21 protein-coding genes are annotated in these 24,873 nt (G+C 60.1%); 7 read left to right on the top strand and 14 right to left on the bottom strand.

Annotation, left to right across the window (positions count from 1 at the left end):
- Positions 1-6 precede the first annotated feature (6 nt).
- The 5 genes from EN804_RS03675 to ccoN form a co-directional block, all read right to left on the bottom strand.
- Positions 7-813 (bottom strand): DUF2189 domain-containing protein, encoded by an 807-nt coding sequence (locus EN804_RS03675; RefSeq protein WP_135900650.1) that lies wholly within the window; start codon positions 811-813, stop codon positions 7-9.
- Between the two features lie 241 nt (positions 814-1,054).
- Positions 1,055-1,936 carry a cytochrome-c oxidase, cbb3-type subunit III gene (ccoP, locus tag EN804_RS03665; RefSeq protein ID WP_135900649.1) on the bottom strand — a complete coding sequence of 294 codons (882 nt, stop codon included), beginning with the start codon at positions 1,934-1,936 and terminating at the stop codon, positions 1,055-1,057.
- Positions 1,927-2,097, bottom strand: coding sequence for a cbb3-type cytochrome c oxidase subunit 3 (locus EN804_RS03660; protein ID WP_135900648.1), 171 nt, complete (start codon positions 2,095-2,097; stop codon positions 1,927-1,929). Before EN804_RS03660 ends, ccoP begins: the two co-directional genes overlap by 10 nt.
- 22 nt (positions 2,098-2,119) lie before the next feature.
- A complete protein-coding gene (gene ccoO, locus EN804_RS03655; protein ID WP_135900647.1) occupies positions 2,120-2,872 on the bottom strand; it encodes a cytochrome-c oxidase, cbb3-type subunit II in 753 nt (250 codons plus the stop codon).
- Between the two features lie 6 nt (positions 2,873-2,878).
- Positions 2,879-4,534 (bottom strand): cytochrome-c oxidase, cbb3-type subunit I, encoded by a 1,656-nt coding sequence (ccoN, locus tag EN804_RS03650; RefSeq protein ID WP_135900646.1) that lies wholly within the window; start codon positions 4,532-4,534, stop codon positions 2,879-2,881.
- A 178-nt stretch (positions 4,535-4,712) separates the two neighbouring features.
- Here ccoN and EN804_RS37105 point away from each other — a divergent pair, with 178 nt between their 5' ends.
- Both EN804_RS37105 and hemN read left to right on the top strand, forming a co-directional pair.
- Positions 4,713-4,886 carry a hypothetical protein gene (locus EN804_RS37105; RefSeq protein WP_167508659.1) on the top strand — a complete coding sequence of 58 codons (174 nt, stop codon included), beginning with the start codon at positions 4,713-4,715 and terminating at the stop codon, positions 4,884-4,886.
- 185 nt (positions 4,887-5,071) lie between these two features.
- Positions 5,072-6,424 carry an oxygen-independent coproporphyrinogen III oxidase gene (gene hemN / locus EN804_RS03645; RefSeq protein ID WP_135900645.1) on the top strand — a complete coding sequence of 451 codons (1,353 nt, stop codon included), beginning with the start codon at positions 5,072-5,074 and terminating at the stop codon, positions 6,422-6,424.
- Between the two features lie 75 nt (positions 6,425-6,499).
- On the opposite strand, the gene EN804_RS03640 is transcribed toward hemN, so the two are convergent.
- The 6 genes from EN804_RS03640 to EN804_RS03615 all read right to left on the bottom strand — a co-directional run bounded on the left by EN804_RS03640 (position 6,500) and on the right by EN804_RS03615 (position 12,079).
- On the bottom strand, positions 6,500-8,401 hold the full coding sequence (locus EN804_RS03640; protein ID WP_135900644.1) for a nitric oxide reductase activation protein NorD: 1,902 nt from the start codon (positions 8,399-8,401) through the stop codon (positions 6,500-6,502).
- Between the two features lie 9 nt (positions 8,402-8,410).
- On the bottom strand, positions 8,411-9,223 hold the full coding sequence (locus tag EN804_RS03635; protein ID WP_135900643.1) for a CbbQ/NirQ/NorQ/GpvN family protein: 813 nt from the start codon (positions 9,221-9,223) through the stop codon (positions 8,411-8,413).
- Positions 9,224-9,291: 68 nt separating this feature from the next.
- A complete protein-coding gene (locus EN804_RS03630; protein ID WP_135900642.1) occupies positions 9,292-10,638 on the bottom strand; it encodes a cbb3-type cytochrome c oxidase subunit I in 1,347 nt (448 codons plus the stop codon).
- 17 nt (positions 10,639-10,655) lie between these two features.
- Positions 10,656-11,108, bottom strand: coding sequence for a cytochrome c (locus EN804_RS03625; RefSeq protein WP_135900641.1), 453 nt, complete (start codon positions 11,106-11,108; stop codon positions 10,656-10,658).
- A 135-nt stretch (positions 11,109-11,243) separates the two neighbouring features.
- A complete protein-coding gene (locus EN804_RS03620; protein WP_135900640.1) occupies positions 11,244-11,519 on the bottom strand; it encodes a cytochrome C oxidase subunit IV family protein in 276 nt (91 codons plus the stop codon).
- Between the two features lie 5 nt (positions 11,520-11,524).
- Positions 11,525-12,079, bottom strand: a complete 555-nt coding sequence (locus tag EN804_RS03615; RefSeq protein WP_135900639.1) for a cytochrome c oxidase subunit 3 — start codon at positions 12,077-12,079, stop codon at positions 11,525-11,527.
- A gap of 107 nt (positions 12,080-12,186) precedes the next feature.
- On the opposite strand from EN804_RS03615, the gene EN804_RS37100 reads away from it, so the two are divergent.
- Complete coding sequence (locus tag EN804_RS37100; protein WP_167498788.1) at positions 12,187-12,342, top strand: hypothetical protein; 156 nt, start codon at positions 12,187-12,189, stop codon at positions 12,340-12,342.
- A 195-nt stretch (positions 12,343-12,537) separates the two neighbouring features.
- On the opposite strand, the gene EN804_RS03610 is transcribed toward EN804_RS37100, so the two are convergent.
- The gene (locus EN804_RS03610) at positions 12,538-13,233 is read right to left on the bottom strand and encodes a DUF6544 family protein (RefSeq protein ID WP_348642026.1); all 696 of its coding nucleotides are present in this window, start codon (positions 13,231-13,233) and stop codon (positions 12,538-12,540) included.
- 461 nt (positions 13,234-13,694) lie between these two features.
- Here EN804_RS03610 and EN804_RS03605 point away from each other — a divergent pair, with 461 nt between their 5' ends.
- From EN804_RS03605 to EN804_RS03595, 3 genes are all read left to right on the top strand, one after another.
- The gene (locus EN804_RS03605) at positions 13,695-14,306 is read left to right on the top strand and encodes a hypothetical protein (RefSeq protein WP_246693359.1); all 612 of its coding nucleotides are present in this window, start codon (positions 13,695-13,697) and stop codon (positions 14,304-14,306) included.
- A gap of 67 nt (positions 14,307-14,373) precedes the next feature.
- Positions 14,374-16,362, top strand: coding sequence for an AAA family ATPase (locus EN804_RS03600; protein WP_135900637.1), 1,989 nt, complete (start codon positions 14,374-14,376; stop codon positions 16,360-16,362).
- A gap of 147 nt (positions 16,363-16,509) precedes the next feature.
- Positions 16,510-16,896, top strand: coding sequence for a hypothetical protein (locus EN804_RS03595; RefSeq protein ID WP_135900636.1), 387 nt, complete (start codon positions 16,510-16,512; stop codon positions 16,894-16,896).
- Here the strand turns inward: EN804_RS03595 and EN804_RS03590 are convergent.
- Positions 16,877-17,248: a hypothetical protein gene (locus tag EN804_RS03590; protein ID WP_145973282.1), complete on the bottom strand. Its 372-nt coding sequence runs from the start codon at positions 17,246-17,248 to the stop codon at positions 16,877-16,879. The two genes, EN804_RS03595 and EN804_RS03590, sit on opposite strands and share 20 nt — an antisense overlap.
- 421 nt (positions 17,249-17,669) lie before the next feature.
- Between EN804_RS03590 and EN804_RS03585 the strand changes: the two genes are divergently transcribed.
- Entirely contained in the window at positions 17,670-18,038 is a 369-nt protein-coding gene (locus EN804_RS03585; protein ID WP_135900634.1) for a hypothetical protein, read from the top strand.
- 342 nt (positions 18,039-18,380) lie between these two features.
- On the opposite strand, the gene EN804_RS03580 is transcribed toward EN804_RS03585, so the two are convergent.
- Positions 18,381-24,701, bottom strand: a complete 6,321-nt coding sequence (locus tag EN804_RS03580; protein ID WP_167508660.1) for a DUF3320 domain-containing protein — start codon at positions 24,699-24,701, stop codon at positions 18,381-18,383.
- Positions 24,702-24,873 lie beyond the last annotated feature (172 nt).

The raw sequence follows: 24,873 nt of genomic DNA, 5'->3' as shown, positions 1-24,873 counted from the left end.
CTATCCTCAACGCATGGCCTTATACGCATGCCAGGTAGCATGGCCAAGCAGGGGGAAGATGACGATCAGCCCGACCAGGGCCGTTGCCACGCTCAACGCGAACAGGGCAAGCACGACGGCTCCCCACATGATCATTGGTTGGAGATTGTTCCAAACGATGGCCATGCTGGACGCCATTGCCGTGAGCGCGTCGGTGCGTTGGTCGAGCAGCATGGGGACGGAAAAGACGCTGATTGCGAAGCCGAAGGCGGCGAACAGCCCGCCGACGAGTGTTCCGACGACAAGCATGGCGAGGCCTATCGGGGTCGTGAAAAGCATTCCCACTATATGATCCAACCCAGGAAATGGCCGCACGCCGAAGAACAGCGCATAGAGCAAGACTGCCGCGCGCATCCATAAAAGCATGAGCAGGCAAAGGAGAACCCCGGTGAAGAAGATCTGGGCGCCGGCACTGGGCTTGACGCGCAGCATCCCACCCAGCGTCGGCACTTCGCCCTCTTCGATGGCTCGGCTCTTCGCGTAGAGCCCGACCGCTACTGCTGGCGCCACGATCATGAAGCCGGCGAGGGCCGGGAATAGAATATAGTCCCAACCAAGAACGAACATTGTCCAGACGGAAACGATGGAAACGATGAAGACCGACAGCCCATAGGCGAGGCTCAGTCCTGGCGCGACCTTGAGGTCACGCCAGCCCGCTGCGAGCCAGGCAAATGCCGTGCTCGCCGGCAAGTGACGCTGACGCTCGGGATTGCGAGTCTCCTCGATGCCTGACAGTTGGTTCAGCAATCCGTAGGGCTTGTTGGCATCGCTCATGTTTCTACCTCACGATTGCGTCCGTTGCTGTCAGCAGTCAGAATTCGCCGCCCTGAATCGACCCGTACTTGGGTCCGGCGCTTTCAGATGGCTTACGCATTCCGGCTGCGACGCGAACGCCACATAGATCAGGTGCGCGTTCGCCCCACAAAACAGCAGCGTTGCGGCCGGAATCAGCAGCCATAGAAGCAGCGAAATGCGTGAACGCTTCTGTCCAGATGGTTCCTTCATGTTCATCCCGTCAGGGGTTCTCGACGCCGAGCTGATAGACATAGAGCGCAAGAATCTTGATCTCGGCCGGGGTCAAGCGCTCGTCCCATGTGGGCATGTGTCCCTGGCGGCCACCATGGACAGTCGTGACGATCGTTTCCAGGTCCCCACCATAGATCCAGTATTGGTCGGTCAGATTTGGCGCTCCCATGTCCTTTTTGCCTTTGGCATCTTCGCCATGGCAGGCGGCACAAGTTGCGAGGAAGACCTGTCGGCCCGCCTCTATCGTGGCGATACTATCGGGCGTGGAATCCGAGGGGGTGCTGAGTGAGTGCACGTAGGCGGCTACGTTCCTGACCTGCAAAGGGTCCAACATCTCATCTCGCCCGAATGAAGGCATCTGCGATACCCGGCTTTGCGGATTGCTGGAATTGACGCCGATCCGCATTGTCTCCGCGATCGTTTCCGGTCCACCGCCCCATATCCAGTCGTGGTCCGTCAGATCGGGATAATTCTTGCCACCCTTGCCATCGCGGCCGTGGCAGGCCGCGCAGTTGTCGCCGAAAAGCCGATGGCCCGTTTCTTTGACAACCTCCATGAGCTGAGGATTTGCCAGGATCTCGTCAAAGCTTGATTTTTCGATCGCGTCGACCCACGGCGCTCTCGCCGCATTCGCTTCAACAAGCTTCTCTTCGACGATCTTGCGCTGATCGGTGTCGAGCAAGCCCTTGGTGTAGGTCGTCCCGAGAGGCCATGTGGGCATCACGAACCACCAGATCACAGCAAAGATGTGCGTGACGATCAAGAAGATCAGCACGCCCCTCGGCACCGGGGTGTCAAGTTCTTTGATGCCATTCCATTCATGGCCGGTCGTCACGCGACCGGTTAGGGGATCAACTTCCTCTACTGCCATGGCGTGTCGTCCCGATCGAGAATGTCCTTCTTGGCCTCACGAAACCGTTTCTTGTTCGACGGCCAGAACGTATAAACGCATACGCCGATGGCGAATGCGATCAGGTAGAACAACCCCCAACTCTTCGAAAACGCGACGAGCGTGTCGTGGTTCATCTCCATGATGCGTTCCCTGTCAGTTTCGTCAGTTCTGCGTGTCGGGTGCCTTTTCCGGCGCCGCGGTTTGTTTGTAGGCGGCATCCGTCAGTCGCCCGAGCACCTGCAGGTATGCAATCAACGCATCCATCTCGGTCACCTCGGTCGTGACACCGTCGAAAGCACTTACCTGCGTCTTGTCGCCATAGCGCTTCGTCACGCCTGCGGCAAAATCGGTATCGGGAGTTGCCTGTCCGAAGGCATCTCTCGCGGCGTTGTTGATCATGTCGTCGGTGTAAGGCACGCCGACTTCCCTCAGAGTCGCAAGATGCAAGCCCAGATCGTCCACCTCCAATGGCGTGCGCGCCAGGAATGCGTAAGCCGGCATGTTGGATTCCGGAACTACCGCGCGAGGATTTGAAAGATGGGTCACGTGCCAGATGTCGGAGTATTTGCCGCCGATGCGCGCCAGGTCCGGACCTGTGCGCTTTGATCCCCATAGCATGGGGTGGTCGTACTTCGATTCCACAGCAAGCGAGTACGGCCCGTAGCGGTCGACCTCGTCGCTCAGAGTACGGATCATCTGGCTGTGGCACGCATAGCAGCCTTCGCGAACGTAAATGTCGCGGCCCGCCACCTCGAGCGGCGTATACAGACGCATGTCGGGTGCATCTTCGACCGTCTCGTGAATGGTGAACAGAGGCGCGATTTCGACAATGCCGCCGACGCTGGCGGCGGCGATGATGGCCAGAAGGAATCCGACGGCCGTCCGCTCGATCTTTCGATGGAACAGTTCAGGCATATCGCGTCACTCCGCCGGGCTCGGGGCAATGCCGGAGGCAGTCCCGGGATCGGGAAGATCAGCTTGTCTTTCTGTCATGAACGGCGCAGCCGTTGCGGTCATCCACATGTTGTAACAGCCTACCATCGTGCCAAGCAGAAACAGAAGACCGCCGAAGGCACGCGCGATGTAGTAGGGATACATCGCCACCAATGAATCGACGAATGAATAAGCCAGGGAGCCGTCCGCCGTATAAGTGCGCCACATGAGGCCCTGTATGATGCCCGAGTTCCACATCGCAAAGACGTAGATGAGCGTGCCCGCCAGCGCGAGCCAGAAATGAACCTCGACCAGCGCGGCGGAATACATCTGCTCCCGCTTCCAGAGCGCGGGTACCAGTGTGTAGAGCGACCCAAAGGTGATCAGCGCCACCCAGCCGAGCGCTCCAGCATGCACATGGCCAACGGTCCAGTCCGTATAGTGCGACAACGAATTGACCGGACGAATAGCCAGGAAGGAGCCTTCGAAAGTCGAAAGCCCGTAGAAAACGGCGGCAACCATCATGAAGCGCAGCGTCGCGTCGTCGCGAACTTTGTGCCAGGCACCGTTCAGGGTAAGCAGGGCATTTCCAGCGGAGGCCCAGGAAGGAACCAGAAGCATGACGGAAAACGTCATTCCCAGATTCTGCACCCAGTGCGGCAGGGCCGTATAGTGAAGGTGGTGGGAGCCTGCCCACATGTAGAAGAATGTGATGCCCCAGAAGCTGAGAATCGACAGCCTGTAGGAGAAGATCGGCCGTCCTGCACGCTTCGGCAGGTAGTAATACATCATGCCCAGGAAGCCGGCCGTGAGAAAGAAAGCAACGGCGTTGTGGCCGTACCACCACTGGACCATTGCGTCCTGTACGCCTGACCAGATGGTGTAGCTCTTGGCATGCCCGAGCGAGACGGGCACGGCTAGGTTGTTGACGATGTGCAGGACCGCTACGACCACTATGAAGGCCATATAGTACCAGTTGGCGACGTATATGTGTGGCTCCTTGCGCCGCGCGAGCGTGCGGACATAGAGCAGAAAATAGGTCACCCAAACGATGACCAGCCACAGGTCAGCGTACCATTCTGGCTCGGCATACTCCTTCGACTGTGTCACTCCCATGAAGTAGCCGGTGACCGCAATCACGCAAAAAAGGTTGAATCCAAAGAGGACGAACCAAGGACTGATCTGGCCTGCCAGCCGGGCTCGCGAGGTCCGCTGGACGACATGGAAGGAAGTGGCGATGAGAGCGTTGCCGCCGAATCCGAAGATCACGCCGGTCGTGTGGGTCGGCCGCATCCGCCCAAAGGTCGACCAGGCTGCATCGAAGGCGAGATTCGGCCACGCGAGCTGGGCGGCGATCCAAACCCCCATGAACATCCCGAACACGGCCCAGGCCATCGACAACGCGATGCCTACCTTGATCGGATCGTCATAGTAGCTGGCCCGCCGGTCTACCTGAGGTTCTGGCGCGTAGAAGGCCGACAGCACCAGATAGAGGAGCGCGCCGCTGAACAGCATGACGATGACACCGTGCACGCCGATCGGGTCAGATTTGCCGAGCGCGGCCATCGTCAAGCCCATCAATCCGACGAGAAGAAGTATCACTGCCGAGTATTGGCGTTCGCTTGAGGTTAGCTGCGTGACCAAGTCGATGCCTCCTCGGAGATAACAATTATTCGATGCAAGCCGCCTTGCCGGCAGGATTGCAGTTCAGGCAGGCATTATCAAGAAGTGCTTTCGCTCGGTCAGGCCCGTGTCGTGCGCACGGAATTTCGAGTCTCTCCTGAAGGGCCTTTCAGTGCATTCGGGACGGGATAAGCGGTCAATGGCCGACAACAGCAGCCTTCGCGCCCGTCAACGCACGCGCCCGTCCGCACCAAAAGATCAAATGAGATGGATGCCGGCGATGGCTAAAAGAGTCAGCAACAACGAACTGATGCTGGCGACCATCACGATCGCGCCAAAGACAAAGGCGAGTGCCGCAGTTAAGTCTTTGTGATAGTCGGTGCTTTCCGCCATAATTCACAGATAGCGTCATAAGCGGAAGGAGACAAGCTGCAGTCCGAGGCGTTCACCGGTGACGGCACCCCTAGCGCAATGTTTGGCGCGGATTTGGCATAGAACAAAGAACAGCGACCTGACTACGGCTAGGAGTGGCCAGCATAAATTGTCAGGAGAACTCCGTTGCAGACTTCAATTCTGGCCAAATATGGCGAAGCACGCCTACCGCGCTACACCAGCTACCCAACAGCGCCGCGGTTCTCCGTTGCGGTTGACGCCGATGCGTATCGAGACTGGCTCGACAACTTGCCACCAAGCGATCCCGTCTCGCTATATCTGCACATTCCGTTCTGTCGGTCGATGTGCTGGTATTGCGGCTGCCATACGACGATAACGCGACAGGACCGCCCAATCCTCGACTATCTTAGCGTGCTGCGCGAGGAAATCAGCATGGTTGCCACGCGAGTTCCCGACCGCTTGCCGGTGGGCGAAGTGCATTTCGGCGGCGGCACGCCGACCATCATTTCCCCGGCTGAGTTCCTTGCGCTGATGGCACTCATGCGGAAGCACTTCGCTTTCTCCGACATGACCGGGGTCGCCGTTGAGATCGACCCGCGCGGGCTTACGGCCGAGATGGCCCATGCCCTAGGTGCCGCAGGTGTCAGCCGCGCGAGTCTCGGCGTCCAGAGCTTCGATCCGGTGGTGCAGAAGGCCATCAACCGCATCCAGAGCGAGAAGCAGACGGCCGAGGCCGCCGACCGTCTCCGCAGTGCCGGTGTCGGCGGCATTAATTTCGATCTGATCTATGGCCTGCCACACCAGACGGTGCGGTCTTGCGTCGATACGGCCAATGCGGCAATCGCCATGCTGCCGGATCGCTTCGCCGTGTTCGGCTACGCGCACATTCCAACGTTCAAGAAGCACCAGCGGATGATTGATGAAACCGTCCTACCGGATGCGGTTGCGCGCAACGAGCAGGCCGGAGCGATTGCCGAGACGTTGGTTGCCGCAGGCTACAGGCAGATCGGCCTCGACCACTTCGCGCTGCCCGGAGACGACCTCGTGCAGGCGCAGGAAGCGGGCAGGTTGAGACGCAACTTCCAAGGCTATACCACCGACAATTGCGATACGTTGATAGGCTTCGGCGCTTCGGCAATCGGCCGCATGAAAAAAGGCTATGTGCAGAACGAGGTCGCGCCGGGCCTCTACGCCCAGCAGATCACCTCCGGGCGTCTGGCGACGGTCAAGGGTTACCGGCTGACCGAAGAGGACAGGGTGCGAGCCGAGATCATCGAGCGACTGATGTGCGATTTCGGCGCCGACATCCCGGCGATCTGCAAGACTTACGGCTTCGAGCCGTCACAACTTCTCGGCGGCAATGACAAGCTGGCGGAACTCGAGCGCGACGGCGTGCTCGACGTCAGGGACGGCGTGGTCCGCGTCAGCCAGAACCATCGCTTCGTCATCAGGGCGGTCGCAGCGGCTTTCGATGCCTATATAGAGCAGTCGAACCGCACACACAGCAAGGCGGCGTAATCCGCCGAACCGCACGGACCACCCAAAAATGTCCGGTGCCGTGGCGCCGGACATTTTGAGCCCGCAGCCCCAACTCTAACCTGCAAGACTGCGGTAGATGGCGGGAAGCGCGGCCGGAAGCTTTGCAATGTTGCCGACTACTGCGTAGCCGTTCTGCCCGAACAGCGCCGGAACGTAGGATTTGGCCTCCCGGTCGACCGTCACGCCGAAGACGCCAAGGCCGCTGCGGCGCGCCTCGATGACGGCGCGGCGGCTATCTTCCAGCGCGAACCGACCTTCATAGTGATCGATGTCATTGGGCTTTCCATCGGTCAGCACAAGCAGCAGCTTCTTGCGGTTGGGCTGCTTGGCCAGCTCCGCGGTCGCATGCCGGACAGCCGCCCCGATACGCGTATAGTAGCCCGGCTTCAAGGCGGCGATGCGGGCCTCCACCAGCGAGCTCATTGGCTCGTTGAAAGCCTTCACCGTTTCAATGCGCACCCAATCGCGCCGCCGTGACGTGAACGTCAGGATCGAGTGGTTGTCCCCGCAGGCAGCCAGCCCGTTCGCCAGGATCAGGAGCGCCTCCTTCTCGACATCGAGCACCCGGTGATCGTCGAACCATGCATCGGTTGACAGCGAGACATCGACGAGAATGGTAACGGCGAGGTCATGCGCCTGCGGGCGACTCATCAGGTGGATGCGGTCGCTGCCTTGTCCGCCAGCGGCCAGGTCGGTGCGAGCACGCACGACAGCGTCGAGGTCGAGATCGGCACCGTCAAGCTGGGCCCGCAGCATCTCATGACGCGGCCTGAGCACCTCGAATTGTCGGCGGACGCGGCGGATCAGGCGCCTTGTCTCGTCATCCGGCGTCTCGGCAGAGCCGAGTTCGGAAGCGGGCCAAACCAGCACCCGGCAGTGGTCCGGAAGATAGGTGCCTGAGCGGAAGTCCCATTCCGGATAGGTTCGTTCTGCCGTCAGTGGCGTCCGGTCCAGCGCCTCCGGCGGCAGGTCGAGGTCGAAGCGGAAGCGCGATGCTGGTCTGCCCTTGCGTTCGCCCAGCGTCATGTCGTCGAGATCTTCCGCGGCCTTGGCATCGTGGTCATCGCTATCATCGGCAGGGCGGTCGACATTGACCATCTCCGCCATGGCGAGGATCTTTTCGAAGCGGTTGAGGATGAAGGGACTGCGGTCCTCCTTGCGGTCGTCCTGATTCTCGCGAACGGCGAGCTGGCGCCCTGGCTCCGCGCCTGCGACCTCGCTACTGCTGGCCACCGGCTCGTCGTCGCCGCGGTGCGGCGCCGTCTCGGGCCTCAGCAGCGCGTCGGGCCACAGTGGACTGGGAAGCATCGGCAGGTAGCCGGCAGGGGCGCGATGCGGAAAGATGACCGACTGCACTCGGCCGGGTTCCTGGGCGCCCTTTCGGAGAAGACACGTGATCCGACCCTCGACCTGTGCCTCGACTGAAGGAAGGGGGCCACGGCGACGCACTGTCAGCGTTTCGGCCGCGAGCCTACGGTAGCGCCGCTGCAGTCCCGGAAAGTTCATCAGCACGCGAGCCACCGTTTCTTCGGCGCGCGCGAGCGCGGCGAGATCGCGCTGCAGCGGGTCGAGCACCTCGATTGGATCGAGAGGCATCACCGCCATGTAGGCGACCAGCCAAACATACATGTCGCGATTGAGGTCTCGGTCAGGAAAGAAGTCGATCGACCCCGGCAGCATCAGCGACGAACAGTCACGCGCCGGCTGGGAAAGCTTTTCCTCGCCTAGCCCGATGCGCTGCCGCCAACCGAGCCGATGGCCGGAGGTCCTGCCGCGCATTGCGACGATCTGAACCGCAGCCTCGCCCCCGAAGCCGCGGAAACAGACCGCAAGCACCGGCAGCATGTCAGCCAGCCGTGCCGCATGGTTAGGGTGGCGGGGCCATGTGTGCGCTCGGCCGATGAAACGGTGCCAGGCGCGACCCACCGTCTCTTCAAACTCAAGAAAATCAAGCATGGTTCTGCGTCAACGGATCAGGGAGCCGGCAAGCTCGATCAGAGCCGTCTTCACATCCGGTTCGTCCGTCAGCGGCTCGATCAGCGCAGCGAGCACTGCCTCCCGCACGGGCACGCCGGCGTCAACGAGGCTTGCGCAATAGACAAGCAAGCGGGTCGACGCGCCCTCCTCGATATCATGGCCCTTGAGGGCGCGGATCCGCCGCGCGAGCTCAACCAACGGCGCCACCTGCCCTTCGGCGAGTCCGCTTTCAGCGGAAACGACGGTGATCTCCTCAGCCTTGGGCAGGAAGTCGAATTCGATGGCGATGAAACGCTGGCGGGTGCTCGGCTTCAGGCTCTTCAGCAGATTCTGGTAGCCGGGATTGTAGGACACGACGAGCATGAAGCTGGCCGGAGCGACCAGTTGCTCGCCAGTGCGCTCCAGGGGCAGGATTCGGCGGTCGTCAGTAAGAGGATGCAATACCACGGCGACGTCCTTGCGCGCCTCAACGATCTCATCGAGGTAGCAGATGCCGCCCTGGCGCACGGCACGGGTAAGTGGCCCGTCGACCCACACCGTATCACCGCCCATCAGCAAATAGCGCCCGGTGAGATCGGCTGCTGCGAGGTCGTCGTGGCAGGATACGGTCGAAAGCGGCAGGCCGAGCCTTGCGGCCATGTGACTGACGAACCGGGTCTTGCCGCAGCCCGTTGGACCTTTGAGCAGCAGCGGCAGCCGACGCGCCCAGGCGTGTTCGAACAGGCGGCACTCGTTGCCCGACGGGCTGTAGTAGGCGGCCCTGTCCGGAACGGGGCGGATATTCGGCAAAGCGATGGTCATGGGGAACTCCGAGGAGGGCGCAATTGTCAGGCGCGTGGCCCGGGCGGTTCCGGGCCACGCATTTGTCGTTACTCGGCGGCTTGCAAGACGCGAGCCGGCTTCTCGCTGCGCTCGCGTCCGGGCACCAGCACCGCCCAGGTGAACATCAGCGCCGAGATGACCACGAAGACGCCGGAGCCGAGGCGGACCCAATAAAAGAGAGCGAGTTGGTCCTGCACGTCCATGTAGCTCTCGCCCAGCACGCGCTGGAGATGGACCTGGACAACGCCTGCGAATGTCAGGGCGAAGGTCATGACCGACATGGCCGTGACCATCATCCAGAAGCTGACTATCGAGAGCCATTGGTTGTAGGGCGCGCGACCGCGGATCTCGGGAATGGCATAAGCCATCATCGCCAGGTTGAGCATTACATACGCGCCGAAGAAGGCGAGATGCCCGTGGGCGGCCGTCACCTGGGTGCCATGAGTGTAATAGTTCACCCAAGACAGCGTATGCAGGAAGCCCCAGACGCCTGCGCCGAAGAACGCCATGACGGAGCAGCCGATGGACCACAAGAGGGCCGCCTTGTTGGGGTGATTGCGTCCTGCCTTCCACGTCATGCGGAACGTGAAAACCACCATCGAGAAGAAGGGGGCTACCTCAAGCGTCGAGAAGAGTGAGCCGATCCACTGCCAATAACTGGGTGCGCCGATCCAGTAATAGTGATGGCCGGTGCCAAGGATACCCGAGAACAATGCCAGACCGACGATCACGTAGAGCCACTTCTCGACCACCTCGCGATCGATGCCGTTGAGCTTGATCATGAGGAAGGCGAGTATCGATGCCAGAATCAATTCCCATACGCCTTCCACCCAGAGATGGATGACATACCACCAGTACATCTTGTCGAGCGCGAGGTTGGAGGGGTTGTAGAAGGAGAACAGGAAGAAAATCGCCAGCGCCCAGAGACCGAACAGCAGGATATTTGTGATCGTGGTTTTGCGGCCCTTGAGTGCCGTCATAGTGATGTTGAACAGGAACATCAGAACGACGAGAACGATACCCACCTTGATGGCGAAGGGCTGTTCGAGAAACTCGCGTCCCTCGTGGATTTTGAACATGTAGCCGACGACGGTTATCCCCGCCGCAATGAAGAAGGTCCAGAACTGAACGATGGCCAACTTAGGACTGAACAGCTCGGTCTCGGTCTCCTCGGGCAGCAGGTAGTAGGTTGCGCCCATGAAGCCCATCAGCAGCCATACGATAAGAGCGTTCGTATGAATCATCCTTATGATGTTGAACGGCAAGATCACGGACAGCGTATTGGGCATGACATAGACGGTGCCTGCAAGCACGCCGAAGGCGAGTTGCGCCAGGAACAGGACAAGCGCGCCGTAGAAATAGGTCATAGCGACCTTTTGCGTTTTATATTTCATCTCTCTCTCCTAAGGCGTCAGCCCGCATCGTTTGGCGGCCAGTTCTGCGTTTTGATGCGGCTCGTCCACTCAAGGAAGTCGGCGAGGTCGTTCAGCTCCTGGTCACCCAAGTTGAACTGCGGCATCTGCCGGCGCCCCTCGATCCCCGAGGGCTGGGCAGCCATCCAGGCCTTGAACGTTTCGCGGGCTCCTGCAGGATCCGTCGCGCCGCCGAAGCGCTTCCACACATTGCCGAGTTCAGGCGCGAAATAGGCCCCTTCACCAAGGATCGTGTGACAGTTGATGCAGGAGTTCTTCTCCCAGATGTGCTTGCCACGCGCGACTGAGGCCGTCAGCGTCGACTCGTCGGTCGAGGTGGTGCGCATGTAAAAATGACTATGGGCTGTGAGCCCTACAAAGATTGCGAAGAAGAAGAGCGAGCCGCCGTAGAAGACGTTTCGAGCTCCCGTTTTTGTGAGGCGTTCTGCCATCACCGATCCTTTCCAGTCAGAGTCCCGCCAGCACGGAATGGCCCGAACCGATTCATCCCGCACACCGGCCGCGCCGGATCGGAACCTTCTAAGATCCCGAGAGAAGTCTTCTTTGCGATTTGACAAACAAATGGCTCAGCCGGCGGCGGCTGCCGCGGCGAGGATGGTCTTAGCCGCCGCGGCAACGGTGAGGATCATGCACCAGCCAATGAGGGCGCGGCGCATTGTTATGTCTTCTCGCAGGCCCATGAAATGCAGGACCACGAGGCGGCCCTTGAACGTCGCAAAACTGAGGACGAGCGCCAGCCCCGCCGCATTACTAGCGAAGCGCACCGCCAGGGCGCTTGCGCTAGTGAGTGCAAGAAGCGAGAGCCAGGAACGCAGAAGCTGCTTGCGGGCGCCGCGAGCCATGCCGGTCACGCCAGATAGACGAGCGGGAACATGACGATCCAGATCAGATCGAACACGTGCCAGAGCGTGGTGATGAGAAGCACGTTCGACCGTTCCGCCCGCCAACTGACCAGGAGCAACACGAACGCGCCGAAGAGCACGTGCAGGAGGTGAAATCCGGTGAGGAGAAAGTACAGCTCGAAGAACGCTCCATAGCCCTCATCGCTGGCGTGCCCGACTTCCCCGCTGTATTCAAACAGCTTGACTGCGACGAACAGAAAGCCGAGCAGGGCCGCCAAGATGAGGGCACTGCGCGACCCCTTTCGTGGCACACCCGGCCGGGCCGCGCGCGCAGCCTGCCAGCCGCTGGTGAGGAGAACCGCCGTGTTTAGCGCGGCAATCGATGGATCGAGATGCTGTCGCGCTGCTGCGAACTCGTCCGCCTGCACGATGCTGGTGACCATGAAGGCGATAAGCATGACGCCGAATGCGGCCAGTTCGCTCCACACCAATATCCAGAGTAGGAAATCACCGGCATCCAGAGATTCTTCGTCCGGCGCAGTCGAAACCATTATGTCCATGTCGCCTCTTACGCATGCGCTCGCGCGGCTTCTTTGCGCTTGCGCAAGGAAGCGCGCATGAAAATCTGCAGGATTTCGGTGAACGCCGTCAGCCCATGGAGTCAGCAATGAGCAGCGCTCAAATTGGCCTTTCCGTCACTGCGCCGATCATCGTCGGCTTCGCGCTGCTGCTCTACCGCATCGGCGTCCTCCAACGCACGGGGGCAGCATCCGCGATCCTCGTCTCGATCGCGATCGCGGCAGTGCTTTTCTTCAACCAGTAGGAATGCCGAACCTCAATCGGACGGCGAGGCTGTCCCTTTCCCTCAATACCCAGCGGATTTTCGACAGTCGGGCTGCTTGCCGGTGACATCTGCGGACCAACGCAGGACATTCCCGAGATGCTCGGCCTCTTCGCCGATCTTAAACATGCGAGACCCATTTCCAAGGTGTCGGGTGATATAGGACTGAGTCGCGGTTCAGGCGATCGCCCAGCTCAGGAGGTTTCCCCGCCAAGCGACGAAGGTTTGTCCGTCCAGGACCCAGCCGACTTCACCCAGGGTCGGCAGCAACCGTCCCTGGAACTCCTTGTAGTCGAAGAATTGGCCAAGCCAGGGCCGCTCGACAAAGACATCGCCCTCCTTGCGCGGACGATCCTTCGCAATGACGGATGCGATGCGGCCGCTCTCGTCCAGCCGTAACTCGACTTCGCCGCTGGCATCGCCATTGTCCGCTCTTACTCGCAGAACTTGGCTATCGACTACGGTCCAATCGAGCGAAGGATTACCAAGTATCGCATCGGGCGCCCAGGCGAGTTCCGCCAGGTACCGCATGATCTCGCCCTTCAAGAGCGCTGTCCCGCCTTTTGCGCTGGCAACGCGGAAGAGGTGAAAGATTCGCACATCTATCTCGGCGCCTTCGCCTTTCAGTGCGTCTACAACAGAAATGCAGCCAAATGGTCCGGTCGACGCCCGCCATTCAAATTCGCAACGCCGCAGACTTGTGGTTTGGCGCGCGGAGAACCGCATCGGATGCGCCGTCGGCTGGTCACGCATCGTCCCCGACTGCGTCAGCGTCACCGAGGAACCGGAGACACTGCCTCTCGCCCCCAGACGCGTTGCCAAGTCAAGAACCTCACGGGGTAGCACTGGATCGGCTCGGAAGCGGGTGGTCATGTCCGCAGCTTAGCTCATAAGCCGCCGACCGTCAGCAACGGCCAAGGGCACTCGATCTTTCCGTTCCAGTCTTGATCGGTGTTCCCCTCATTAACCTCATACCATTCGAGAATTCTCGGCCGATCTCGCACGAGAAATCGAACTGTCCCATCGGTATCCGATCTCACGGAAGCGAACGCCCGCTGTCGCACAAGTCGCCCATAAGGGAAACCAGGACGATGCACGCTTAGACTGAATGATGTCGAAGGAGGACGCTGAGGACTTGCTGTCACTTGTTTCGTTGATTCACCGTCGTCTGGACGCTGCCAGCATGCCCCGAGAGCGGGCAGTTGACGCCTTCTATTTCGTTCTATATTTGTTCCCGCCACCATGAAACAGGCATCGCTCCTCATACGCTGATCGCGCACCGACGCTGCACCTAGCAGCGGCCGATCATTCTTGCGTATGCGTAGGAGCGTCCCGTGACCGCCCACCCTGAAATCGAAACCGACCAGCTCGTGTCAGTCCGCGCCGATGCCGCGCGTCTTCATTTTCATCCACGTGGAACCGTTCGTTGCGTCGGCGCGCCTCTGTTCAAGAACCAGAGCGCGCGATACCTCGGATGCCTGCTCGATGTCGATCCGGAGGTCGCCGAATGGTCATGCCTCCCGCTCGTCCTGCATCGACCGGGTTACAGCCACGTTCCGGATTTCCTTGTTGTCAGGGAGGAGGGGACTTCGATCGCCGATGCGGTGCCGGAAAGCGGTCGTTTGGAGCCATGGATCGAGGATGCCGCCGCTGAGGCGGGCTATCGATATGAAGTCCAATCGACGATCCTTGCAGGGCACAGGCTGGCCAATTCCATGGACCTGCTTCGGTACGCCCGCTGGCACTGTCCGCTGGGCGACCGGATCCGCGTGCTGGCGGCATTGGACGAGCACGGCTCCCTCACCGTCGCCGAATGCCTGACCGCCTTCCATGAGACGGTCCCGATAGCAGGGCTTTCGTCGCTGGTCCTGCGACGTTTCGTCGAGATCGATCTCGATGAGGCCAGGATCGGACCCGAGACCGCCGTTCGCCGCATTCGCGGCTGAATGCGGCTTCCGAACACCATCGCTGCTGCGCCGCTGAGCGCCAGGAACTATCAAGTCAGGACATCCAATGAAACGCATGTCGAAAGCGCTGAGCATCAAGCTCGCCTCGAACGCAACGCGGTTCGCCGCTTATTGCTCGGTAATGCGTGCACTCCGGCATCAACGGGACTTCCTGTCGGGAGGACCGGCCGTGATCGTCCTGATCGCACCGGGGGAAGAGGACGTGGAGATTTACGAGGGCGCGTGCAAATTCCCGGCCCAGGGGGAATCGCTCATCAGCAGAAGCGTGTACGATCGCGAACGGACGCTCGTCATGACGGTCAAACCTGAGGGCCGGAAAAAGCCCGAACGATTCGACCTCCTCGGGATCGCGGGTTCCAACGACCGCATTATCGTCGTCACGCATTCCCGCGACCTTCTCGCGGAAAACGTCGACGCGGTTGCAGATGCCGTGCTGGTGCTTCCGGCCATTCAGCCCCGATATCTCAAGGCGGCCGCCCGTTTCTGTCGCGGTCAGATCCTGTCCGACGAGGACGCCTCATTCCTGGCGACGGTCCCGCTGCATGTTCTGGCGGCGATCTGGCGCAAGGGCAGGGCACTGGACAAGGTCCTGCAAGCGGCTCGCGCTACTCTGACCGCTCCAAAGTCGAGCTTAGTACAGGGACCGACACTGGACGATCTCCATGGACTGGGCGCCGCTGCCGACTGGGGAAGGGAGCTTGCCGTCGACTTGAAGGACTGGCGCGCAGGCAAGATCGGGTGGTCGGAAGTCGACAGGGGAATCCTGCTCAGCGGGCCGCCGGGGTCGGGCAAGACGATGTTTGCCGCGGCTCTAGCGCGAACCTGCGGAGTCCATCTTGTGTTGGGTTCGCTGGCGCGCTGGCAGGCAATGGGCCACCTGGGAGATCTTTTGAAGGCCATGAGAGGCGCGTTCACAGAAGGTATGAAGAACGCGCCCTCGATCGTGTTCATTGACGAAATCGATTCCGTTGGAGACAGGACGACCTTCTCCGGGCACAACGCACAGTACAGCCGCGAGGTCGTCAATGGCCTGCTGGAATGCCTTGATGGATCCGGTGGCCGAGAAGGCGTCGTCGTGGTTGGGGCGACCAACTTTCCCCATATGCTGGATGCGGCGCTGAGCCGTCCGGGCCGCCTCGACAGGCATGTGATCATTCCGCTGCCGGACATGGCGGGACGACAAGGAATTCTCGGCTGGCATCTGGCCGAGGCATCGTCTGCTCTGGACCTGACTTCCGTCGCCGCTCGCACGAACGGCTGGACAGGGGCAGCTCTGGAGCAGCTTGCTCGGCAGGCCCGTCGCCGTGCGCGCCGTGCGCGGCGCGACCTCGAAACCGCGGACTTGCTCGCCGAGTTGCCCGAGCTGGTACCTCTTCCTGAAGCCATGCTGTGGCGAAACGCGATCCACGAGGCCGGTCACGTGGTCGTCGGCCTCACGCTGGGCGTCGGCGATTTCAGGAGCGTAGAGATCATCGACGCCTTCGACTCGTCAGGCGAGTCCACGCAACGCGGAGGCGGGGCGCTTTTCGACGAGCAGGTCTTTCCGGAGCGGACCAAGGCAGGCTTTCTCGGCCGGATCGCCGTCGCGCTTGCAGGACTGGCTGCCGAGGAGGTCGTGTTCAGTTCGAGGTCAGCTGGAGGAGGGGGAAGGAAAGGCTCTGACCTTCACATCGCCACAGTGACCGCCCTGCAGGTGGAAGCCGCTTACGGGCTGGGTGCAGGCTTCACGTTCCTGTCGGGGGCAAGCGAGGAGGAACTGCTCGTGACGCTGCACATGAACGGCGGCCTGCAGGCCCGGGTGGAAAACGTCCTTGCCGCGGAATTCCGTCGCGCGAAGACGCTCGTTGAAGAGAGGCGGAGCGAACTCGAAAGCATCGCCGAGTCCTTACTCCGGAAGAAAACGCTTTCGGCGGAGGACGTGTCTAGTCTGATCGACCCCGCAGCTCACTCCCGCTCCCGCGAACTGTCGATTCTTCTTGCGCCGGTGGTGGGAGCGATGAACCATTCTTCTTTGGGGGTTCGCCGGACAGAGTAGGGAGCCGCGACAGCCTCTGCGAAACCGAGGGCCAGGCCAATGATTGAACCGCGTACGATGGTAGCGAGCCCTGGACGCATGCTGGTTAGCCCAAACTGCGCGCCACCTGAGGGAAATCACTCGGCTCTGATGGAAGCCGCAGTTAGCATGATCCGCGAAGCTGACGAGATTCCAGCGAGCTCTGATGGTTCCTTAGACATCAAGCTCGGCGCCAAGGACATGATGGCCGGGCAGCCTCCCATGATACTTAGGATCGACCAGCTTATGGGAGCTGTCCAAACCGCGCGCGAGATGGGCATGGTCGGCTTCGCGGCTCATTTCCTAGGGCGGGCCCGCAGCCAATCAGCCGAGGCGGGACATCAGGAGTTCGACAAGCGCATCGAAGATCATGCAGCTTGGCTGTCATGGGCCACGGAATACGAGAAAGACAACGGAGCGGGGAGTCTCGTCGACCGCAGCCACCCTGTTTTCGTGAAGGTAGCTAGGATGGATAAACGGGCGCAGGAAATTCTGGCTAAGGTTTCCGGGCACTAAGATTATCGGGTTCAGGTAGAGGTATTTTCGACTCGTCTGATTCAGGAATCCCTAAGTTGGCTACCTTGCCAGTTAAAGGATTGCAGGCGAGAAGGATCGTTTGCCCGTCCAATACCAGTCTCAAGATCGCGCGGGAATCCTCGCCTGCGATCCTTTCGATTTCAACTACTTCGCTGTCGTCATTGCTCGCTGCAACAGCGGCGTCTTGTTGAGTCAGAAACAAGCGTTTCAGGATTCCTCGGCGCGACCTGGCGACCCAGTACACCTTCTCGTCGACTGTAATTGGCGTGGCAAGCGGGCCGCCTGATGCCATTGCTTCTGGCCGTGTCATGAGAATCCTCGGATCATTCATTGGGCAGTCGTATCCGAGGATTCTTCATTCGAGGCAACAACTTCCGCAAAAATGGAAGCCTGCGAACTGACGGCACGAGATTGCTGCCGAAATCGGAGCAAAAACGGTCGGCACGCCAGTCAACCATAAGCGGTTGTGCGCATGCAAAACCGACGATTTTGGCGGTTCGAGGCCAATTTCAGCAACTTATGCGCGAAAAAATGCGATCTGAGTCCAAAAACGCTGGCGACGGTTCAAGTTAGTCTGGCAACGAAGAATACGGCGACGCCAAGCTGCATTCAGGTCTGTCCCTACGCAGGCACCATACCAGCCGGCAGCCATGTAGAAACTCCCGCAAGAGCGGCGCAAGAAGTCCGTGTGACGGCGGCCTTGTGCCTATCATCACGGTGGACCAGACTTAACTTCTACAGGGGAGGGGGAAATGGAGCAGGCCGTAGGGATTGCAGGCGTCGAGAATGACCGTTTGGACGACGAGGAAAGACTGGACGCGCTCGGGCGAGCTTTGATGTACGGATTCGTCGATGTGCTGCTGGTTCGTCTCAAGAACAACAAAGACGCGCTCGCCCGATCCCGCTTTCCGGATCTGAGGAAGAAATTCGCAGAGATCAAGACGGCCGCGGAAGAGGCAGCCGCGACTGAGGGAATTCATGGGCGCGGGGCGCTGCTGAACCTCGACCATCCTTTCGTCCAGAAGATGTCTAAAGGAACCTACCTCGGCAGGCCGAAAATTGATCCGAGCGAACTTGCCTGCGCGAGCAGGTACCGGGACTTCATCGCGGGGGGCTGCTGACGGCGATACGGACGGCGGCGTCTACCGCCTCCCGTGGATCAGATTGGATATCGCCGTCAACCGGATTCGGTGGGCCGAGTCCTGCTTTGATCGGCACCGAAATCGCGTCGCTTCGCTGATAGATCACGCTCCGCCGTGTCTCGCCGGGGAAGACCGGGACGATGCCTTCCGTCTCCATGCCCTGGGAGGCATGGAGGCCAGGCCTCGCATCGGAGCCGCTTCGCAAGCTCCGGCAGCGGCGTGTGCTTAGCCAGGAAGGCACATCTTCCGGCCGGATCACATGAACCTCCCGGCTGCCGCCGGACGTCTGATGAACAACGCGGCGCAGACCGCCGTGCGCTGTCAGGGCTTATGCTGGGCGGATATTTTGGCGATCGCGATCGCCAATCCAAATCGCGTTCGAGTGGCCGCCCTCACGCGCTGTAAGTCGAACTGCTCCGCGAGCTTTTCTGTGATCTGATCATCGGAGAGCCTGACGCGCAAATACGGCGCCGCCAAGCTAGCAAGTTCGGCGAGCGGCGTGTCGCCATGGGATCGGCTTCCGTCCGCCGAAACCCGGAAGGGCACCGGGCGATCCGTGGCTGATCCTTCCGGCCAGAACACGTCCCGCTCCTCCTCACGAGATCGGGGAAAGCGCGGGTCTACGGCATCGGTCACCATCTTCTGTATGGTTGAACCCGTCCGCTCCATGCCATGTGCCCTCGCGATCCGGATGGCGAGAATATCGCCGTACAGCGGACCTTCCGTCTGGATGACATGCGCAATCAGCCGTCGAAGCGTCGGACGATAGCTTGCCTCATAAAAGCGATCACGATCCGGCGTCAGCCCGGCGACGCCGAAGTCGGCGACGATATAGAGCCCTGGCATTTGAATGACTGGTGGCTGGGAGGTCGCAACCTTCACGTCGCGTGATATCGCCGGGGAGGAGGAAAAGGGTTGCACCGCGGGCTTCTGCCCGACCGACGCGCCGATGCGATCGATGACGCTGCAGATGCGATCCAGGTACAGCCTCTTTTCAACCGGGTCGGTACCGGACCTCTGGTAGTGCGGGACGCGAGTGAACCAGTCCTCGGGATCGGTAATCCTTTGGCGGACGAACGTTTCGATCATGGCTTCGCGAAGAATGGAGCGATGCGGCTCCCAATTCGAGGCCGATGGTCGGATGACCTTTTCCCTGAATGCCGCCAAGGCTTCATACGCTTGGTCTACGGTCAAGTTACCGCTCCCCTCAAACAGGTCGAAGCCGTCTTCGGTTTCGGCCTGCACGTCGGAAATCGCGTGCTCCGCTATGGAGTCAAATAGGGCTTGGCCATCGATGTCATCGTCGGTTTCTGTTTCTGACTGCTCCGCGATCGCGACCTCGATCGCTGGCAAATATGTGGGGCCAAGTCGATAGTCCTGAAACGCCGATATTGGCTTAGTCCGCAGCTCCTCAAGCCGCTTAAGGAGTTTCTCAGTCTGAGCGTCCGGGTTATCAAACCAATCGGTCGACCAGACCCGAAGGACATTCCAGCCCAGGCCCCGCAGAACCTCCTCGCGCAACCTGTCGCGGTCGCGCGCACTCTTGCTCGAATGATACTGCGCGCCGTCGCATTCAATGCCTGCGAGGAACATTTCCGGGTGGTCCGGATGTCGTATTCCCAAGTCTATCTTGAATCCGGAAACTCCAACCTGCATGTCTACGGAATGGCCACGAGCGCGAAGACGGTTGCCCACCTCGGTTTCAAATTCACTGTCTGCCTCTCCGCCAATCAGCTGGACCGCAGCACGTCCCTCGGATTCGGCATATTCGAGATATCGCTTCAAAACATGGACGCCCTCTTTGCTGGTTTCCGCCGGTTTGACGTCTTCGGAGCCAAACGAAGCGAAAAGACCAATGCGGATCCGGGCCCGGGAAAATAGTACGTTGAGACGACGATGACCCTGCTTGCTGTTAATCGGGCCGAAGCGCTGCCGCATGACAGTCGCACCGGCTTCCTTGCCGTAGGTCATTGATATGAAGATGAAGTCGCGTTCGTCGCCCTGAACGTTCTCCAAGTTCTTCACGAACAAAGGTTCCCCCTTCTTCCCGGCTTTCTCCCTATATGTCTCGACGAGTTCGTCATCGCCCGACATCCGTCGCAGGGTTTCCTCAATGAGGTCTCTCTGGTCCGTGTTGAGCGCGACAATACCCAAGGTGGGAAGCGAATCCTCATCGCTGTCCGAGAAATGCCGCATGAACTCTATCGCTTCTTCAGCGACGCGCTCCGCTTCGGCGACATTCCGCCTAGCCTTGTATTCCCCATTGACGCGAAGCAGGTCGATAGAGAAAGAGCCAGGTTTTGCGGCAGGGAACGTGACGAGGCTGCCCTCGTAAAAGTTGTCGTTTGAAAACCGGATCAGGCTCTCGCAACGGCTGCGATAATGCCATTTCAGGCGCCTGACCTCACCGAATACCTTCTGGCACCGTTCAAGGATCGACTCGTCGTCGATCTCGTCGGCGTCTTCGTCGTCAGTGGCCGGATTGTCGCTCGACCGTTCAAAAAAGCTCGTCGGCGGAAGCTGTTTCGGGTCGCCGACCACTACGATCTGGCGCGCACGCAACATGGCGCCCAACGCGTCTTCCGGCTTCATCTGGGACGCCTCGTCAATGACGAGCAGGTCAAATTCAAATCGGCCTTGCGGGAGAAACTTTGAAAGCGAGAGGGGTGACATCATGAAACAGGGCTTCAGGGCCCTGACAGCTTCGCCAGCCCTTCCCATTAGGCCGCGAACTGGCGTGAAGCGTTTCTGTTTCGGAAACTCGTTCGCTAGGAGGCTCATTTGCGTCCATGTCTTCACCGATCCGTTGCGGAGGCCGTTCGGCGGCTGCCTTGTGAGCAAACGCGCCCGGACAGTCTCGCGATCGCCAAGGATCTTCTGCCTGTCACGTTCGGCAAACGTCTTTCGTTTCGCATCAAGTTCGTTGCCAGTCCGGTTAGCCAGCGACGAAGAGAAACGCCGGGCACCTTGGGCTCGAAGTCGGGACACGACCGCGTCAAATACGGCCGGAAGCCTCGAAGGCGGGACCAGCAGCCCATCTGTCTTGAAAAGGAATTCGACGAGACCTGCTCCCTCGAGTTCGGCTCGGGAACTGCGGAGGGAGATGAACTCCGAAAGTTCTTCTCTATGTTCCAGGAGGCTTTCAAGATGCGGGATCATGGACCGCAGATCGAAGGCGCCCATGCCACGAATACCGAATCCATCAACACGCTTCGCCGAGTGGCTGAGCTGGCCTGTAGCGCGGTCATAGGACCCCGCCATCTCGCGAAGGCGGTCGCGCCATGCCCGGCCATCCGCGGAGAGAAGTCCTTCAAGGATCGGTCCGGGCAGTCGCGCCGACTTGACCGATCGCACATATCCTATGGCGTCTTCAGTTTGCGACACCCCGTCGTTGTCAGGCGCCAGCGAGCGCACCGCGACGGCGAATGGAGATCTGCCGACCGCGATCAGCGCTTGCGACAACCGTGTCCTGGCGGCATCGATCTCGGCAAGGGTCGAAAGCGAAAGCGTGGAAGACGAGAGCCGGTCATCCGGGTCCAGTCCGAGAACACGTTCAAAGGTCTCCAGATCCTTTGTGCACTGTTCCGCGGCGTCCCCGATCGGGTGCCCGTCAATCAATTCATCGAACCGTGCGCGTCCGGCTCTATAGAGATCTGCCGTTCGCGAAAGCTCTGCGAATGCGGAGATAGAACCTGCGGTCAATCCGACTATGGCTTTGGCAACGTTGTTTCCGTTGGGAAGCCCCGTGAGCTTGTGCTCCAAGGCTTCGCGCAGCTTGATCCCTTGATCGATAGCCACGAACGGCGTTGCCACCCCTGCCCAGGCTTTGCCAATCGCGGCTTCCGCGTCGCGATGGGACGCGAACGCCTCGACCGACCGGACATGTTTGGAGATTCGGACAAGCATGTCGACGGAGTTCGGTTCTGCCGGAAACCGGAGCCGCTCCAACATTGCGCTCGCGGCTTTGACGTCTCCGCGTATTGCGCTGAAGAGCCTGCCGATCCCGGTCTTTCGCAATGTAGCGCCGGCTTCGTCAAGCTCCCGTGCATCCGGCCATTTGGGTTCGGTGAACCCTCTCGCCGCCTGGCGAAGTTCCAGCTCTTCGCGAGCAAGCGCGTTCCATTGATCAAATAGCAGGCCGAAAATAGAGGTATCAATCTGGACAGCGCCGACCCATTGCAGATGCTCAGGGTGAGCGCTCTCGGTAACCTCGAGAGCTGCCGCAACAGCGTCGAGAGCGTGAACGGGGGCGGACCCTCCCAAGCCTAGCAGTTCCATTGCCTGGCCCATCGATTCAAGCGCGCCGAGAAAGCCCTTGTTCCGGTGTATCGTGCGGTAGGCATGGGCCCGCAGGCCGACGGGGCTAAGCTCGGCAAGGTCTTGAGAAGGCAGCGCTGAGACGATCGCACGGGCCGTATCAAGAGTCGGCGCGTCGAGATCTCCAGCTGACGGCAAGTCGTCGACTGCTTGAACTGCCGAAAGGTACGAGGATTGAAGGGACAATCCATGCTGCAGGCCATCGAGATCGATGGCGGCAATCGTGGCTATCCTCGAAGGGCTCGACGGCTCCGGGATGATCTTGTCGGCGGCCGAAACCGCATCTCCGTCTTCGCCGGAAATGATGCCGAGACCCTCATGGCGATCCATGAATTTCGCCAATTCCGCCGCCGCATCGCGAAGGCTTTGGATCGCCACGAGAAACTGATCGCGCTCGTACGCTGGCAGGTGGCCCGGAGGGGTCACACTCCATGGTGATGCCGACGGGTGTCCATAGGAATCAAGGAACGCCTGCGCGCTCGCCGCGAAGATCTCTAATTTACCTCTGACGTCCCGCAGGTTGCGTGGATCGCCCAGCAGATCGTCCGGCATATGGACGTCGTTGAAAAAGTCGCCAAGATCGGCATTTACCGAACGTCCTCGGATCGACTTCCAAATCAGTTCGAACGGAGTCGCTCCATCGTCGGCTTCGGAGTGCAGCTCGTTCAGATACTCAGAGATTTGGGCCCGTGCGAAGGCCCACGTCGTGTCCTCCTGTGCCGTAGCTGCCCTAGCGGATCGCCCGACGCCGATTTCGTATCGGCGGGCGAGGCTTTGGACCACAGCTTTGGGAGACGATCTGTCGGAGTGCAGCTCCAGGCAGAACTCGCCAACTCCGGACTTGTCGAGCCGCCGTTTGACAACGTCGAGGGCTGCCTGTTTCTCGGCCAGGAAAAGCACGGTCTTCCCAGCAGCCAGGGCATTCGCGATGATGTTCGTGATGGTCTGGGACTTCCCGGTCCCCGGTGGCCCTTGGATCACCAAATTCTTTTGCCGCATCACGTCTACCAGGGCGCTGTGTTGCGAGGCGTCGGCGTCCTGGATCAGGATCGGGGCGGACTTCTCGATCTCCGGATCGTCGATAGGGTAATCTTCGGGAGAATGGAACGAGGGCCCGTCACCGTCGGCGCCCTGCTCGAAGCCGCTGAGGAGCGAGCCGACAAGTGGATGTGCGGCAGGGTGGTTCTGCCACTTCTCCGGCTTAGTGTCCTCGTAGATTGCTATGCGGCTGAAGGCGAAATGGCCGAGGACTAGCCAGCGCCGAACTCGCCATCTTTTCAATCCTTCGATGCTTGCCTCGACCTTGGCCAGATAGCTCTCGACGGATCCCCCGTCATCGGCGTCGCCGAAATCTGGAAGGTCTCTGCCAAATTTTGTCTCCAGGAATTTCTGAAGGCTAATGTTGGTTTCCGCCGCGCCTTCGCGGGCCGCCACCTCGTAGACGTGCTTTCCTCGCACCTTCTGCCGTTCGATCTTGACAGGGAGAAGGAGGAGGGGCGCGTAGATTGGCTTGTCGGAGGCGTCGCTGTCGTACCATTCCAGGAAACCGAAAGCCAAAAAGAGCGTGGACAGGCCCGCTTCCTGTTCGGCGAGCCGGGCCTCAGCGGAAATTTTCTCCATTAAGGCCTCGAGCTCGTCAGGATATTTCAACGTCTGGAGAAAGCGGTCGGAGTGCGTCTTCTTCGTGCCCGCCGGTTGAAGCTCGGGATTGGGGTCTATGCCGAGCGAACGCGCATGTTCGTTGCGATTGACGTCCGCGCGCTTTGGTCGAGGGGGGAGTCCAAGTTGGGTACGCACGCGGTCGCGAAGGGTTCTATCGAGCCGCTCGACAGTCATTTCGTCGTCGGTTGCGCTAGCGACCAAATTATCCAGCGCGGTCAGGTAATCGATGTCGGAAACCTTTGCGTGTTCCAACGCGTCAACAAACTCTTCGGTCTTTTCTTCTGGCGGAAAGCCCTCGGGCTCATCGAGATGGGCAATCCTGAACGAACCATCGTCGTCGACGAGTTTCGAGTATGCTTCCTCAAGAACCTCATCGACGATTTGCAGCTGGCGTTTTGAACGGGCGCTGATCGTGTAATTCAGCATCCGATTTTTCTTGGTCAAATCCAGAAGTTTTAGTCGGAGCTGCTCGTAGATATTGCCAAGCCTGTCCATTTCGCCGCGATCAAGCATCCCAAACCTGTCGTTCATTTCCGCCTGACGGACGACGTCCACCCCGGATACGTTGGTATCACACATGCGGTTGGGAAGTGACCCCGGATTCCTCGTTACACACTGCGAAGATGCGAGGTCAGTTCCGGTGAGCTGCAATTGCGTTTGCATGGCGTCGCGCCAATCAGGCGTCCGACCGGACTTTGCTCGTCCGACCACTTTACGGGCTGCTGCCACATTTCTCTGGAGCTGCCCGGCTCGATGCGTCGATCGGTGCTCTAGTTCTCGCCACAACAGCTCGAGCGTAGGTCCATCGGATCGCATCTCTTTGAAAATGCGTTCG

The organism is Mesorhizobium sp. M8A.F.Ca.ET.161.01.1.1 (genome assembly GCF_004792105.1).
Taxonomy (GTDB): Bacteria; Pseudomonadota; Alphaproteobacteria; order Rhizobiales; family Rhizobiaceae; genus Mesorhizobium.
This window is presented reverse-complemented; position numbering and strand designations above follow the sequence as displayed.

What these genes read in the sequence shown, in the direction of transcription:
- EN804_RS03675 (WP_135900650.1), bottom strand. Translation starts at nt 813, where the DNA reads ATGAGCGATGCCAACAAGCCCTACGGATTGCTGAACCAACTGTCAGGC.
- ccoP (WP_135900649.1), bottom strand. Translation starts at nt 1,936, where the DNA reads ATGGCAGTAGAGGAAGTTGATCCCCTAACCGGTCGCGTGACGACCGGC.
- EN804_RS03660 (WP_135900648.1), bottom strand. Translation starts at nt 2,097, where the DNA reads ATGGAGATGAACCACGACACGCTCGTCGCGTTTTCGAAGAGTTGGGGG.
- ccoO (WP_135900647.1), bottom strand. Translation starts at nt 2,872, where the DNA reads ATGCCTGAACTGTTCCATCGAAAGATCGAGCGGACGGCCGTCGGATTC.
- EN804_RS37105 (WP_167508659.1), top strand. Translation starts at nt 4,713, where the DNA reads ATGGCCGACAACAGCAGCCTTCGCGCCCGTCAACGCACGCGCCCGTCC.
- EN804_RS03640 (WP_135900644.1), bottom strand. Translation starts at nt 8,401, where the DNA reads ATGCTTGATTTTCTTGAGTTTGAAGAGACGGTGGGTCGCGCCTGGCAC.
- EN804_RS03635 (WP_135900643.1), bottom strand. Translation starts at nt 9,223, where the DNA reads ATGACCATCGCTTTGCCGAATATCCGCCCCGTTCCGGACAGGGCCGCC.
- EN804_RS03630 (WP_135900642.1), bottom strand. Translation starts at nt 10,638, where the DNA reads ATGAAATATAAAACGCAAAAGGTCGCTATGACCTATTTCTACGGCGCG.
- EN804_RS03625 (WP_135900641.1), bottom strand. Translation starts at nt 11,108, where the DNA reads ATGGCAGAACGCCTCACAAAAACGGGAGCTCGAAACGTCTTCTACGGC.
- EN804_RS03620 (WP_135900640.1), bottom strand. Translation starts at nt 11,519, where the DNA reads ATGGCTCGCGGCGCCCGCAAGCAGCTTCTGCGTTCCTGGCTCTCGCTT.
- EN804_RS03615 (WP_135900639.1), bottom strand. Translation starts at nt 12,079, where the DNA reads ATGGACATAATGGTTTCGACTGCGCCGGACGAAGAATCTCTGGATGCC.
- EN804_RS37100 (WP_167498788.1), top strand. Translation starts at nt 12,187, where the DNA reads ATGAGCAGCGCTCAAATTGGCCTTTCCGTCACTGCGCCGATCATCGTC.
- EN804_RS03610 (WP_348642026.1), bottom strand. Translation starts at nt 13,233, where the DNA reads ATGACCACCCGCTTCCGAGCCGATCCAGTGCTACCCCGTGAGGTTCTT.
- EN804_RS03600 (WP_135900637.1), top strand. Translation starts at nt 14,374, where the DNA reads ATGAAACGCATGTCGAAAGCGCTGAGCATCAAGCTCGCCTCGAACGCA.
- EN804_RS03595 (WP_135900636.1), top strand. Translation starts at nt 16,510, where the DNA reads ATGATCCGCGAAGCTGACGAGATTCCAGCGAGCTCTGATGGTTCCTTA.
- EN804_RS03590 (WP_145973282.1), bottom strand. Translation starts at nt 17,248, where the DNA reads ATGAATGATCCGAGGATTCTCATGACACGGCCAGAAGCAATGGCATCA.
- EN804_RS03585 (WP_135900634.1), top strand. Translation starts at nt 17,670, where the DNA reads ATGGAGCAGGCCGTAGGGATTGCAGGCGTCGAGAATGACCGTTTGGAC.
- EN804_RS03580 (WP_167508660.1), bottom strand. Translation starts at nt 24,701, where the DNA reads ATGCAAACGCAATTGCAGCTCACCGGAACTGACCTCGCATCTTCGCAG.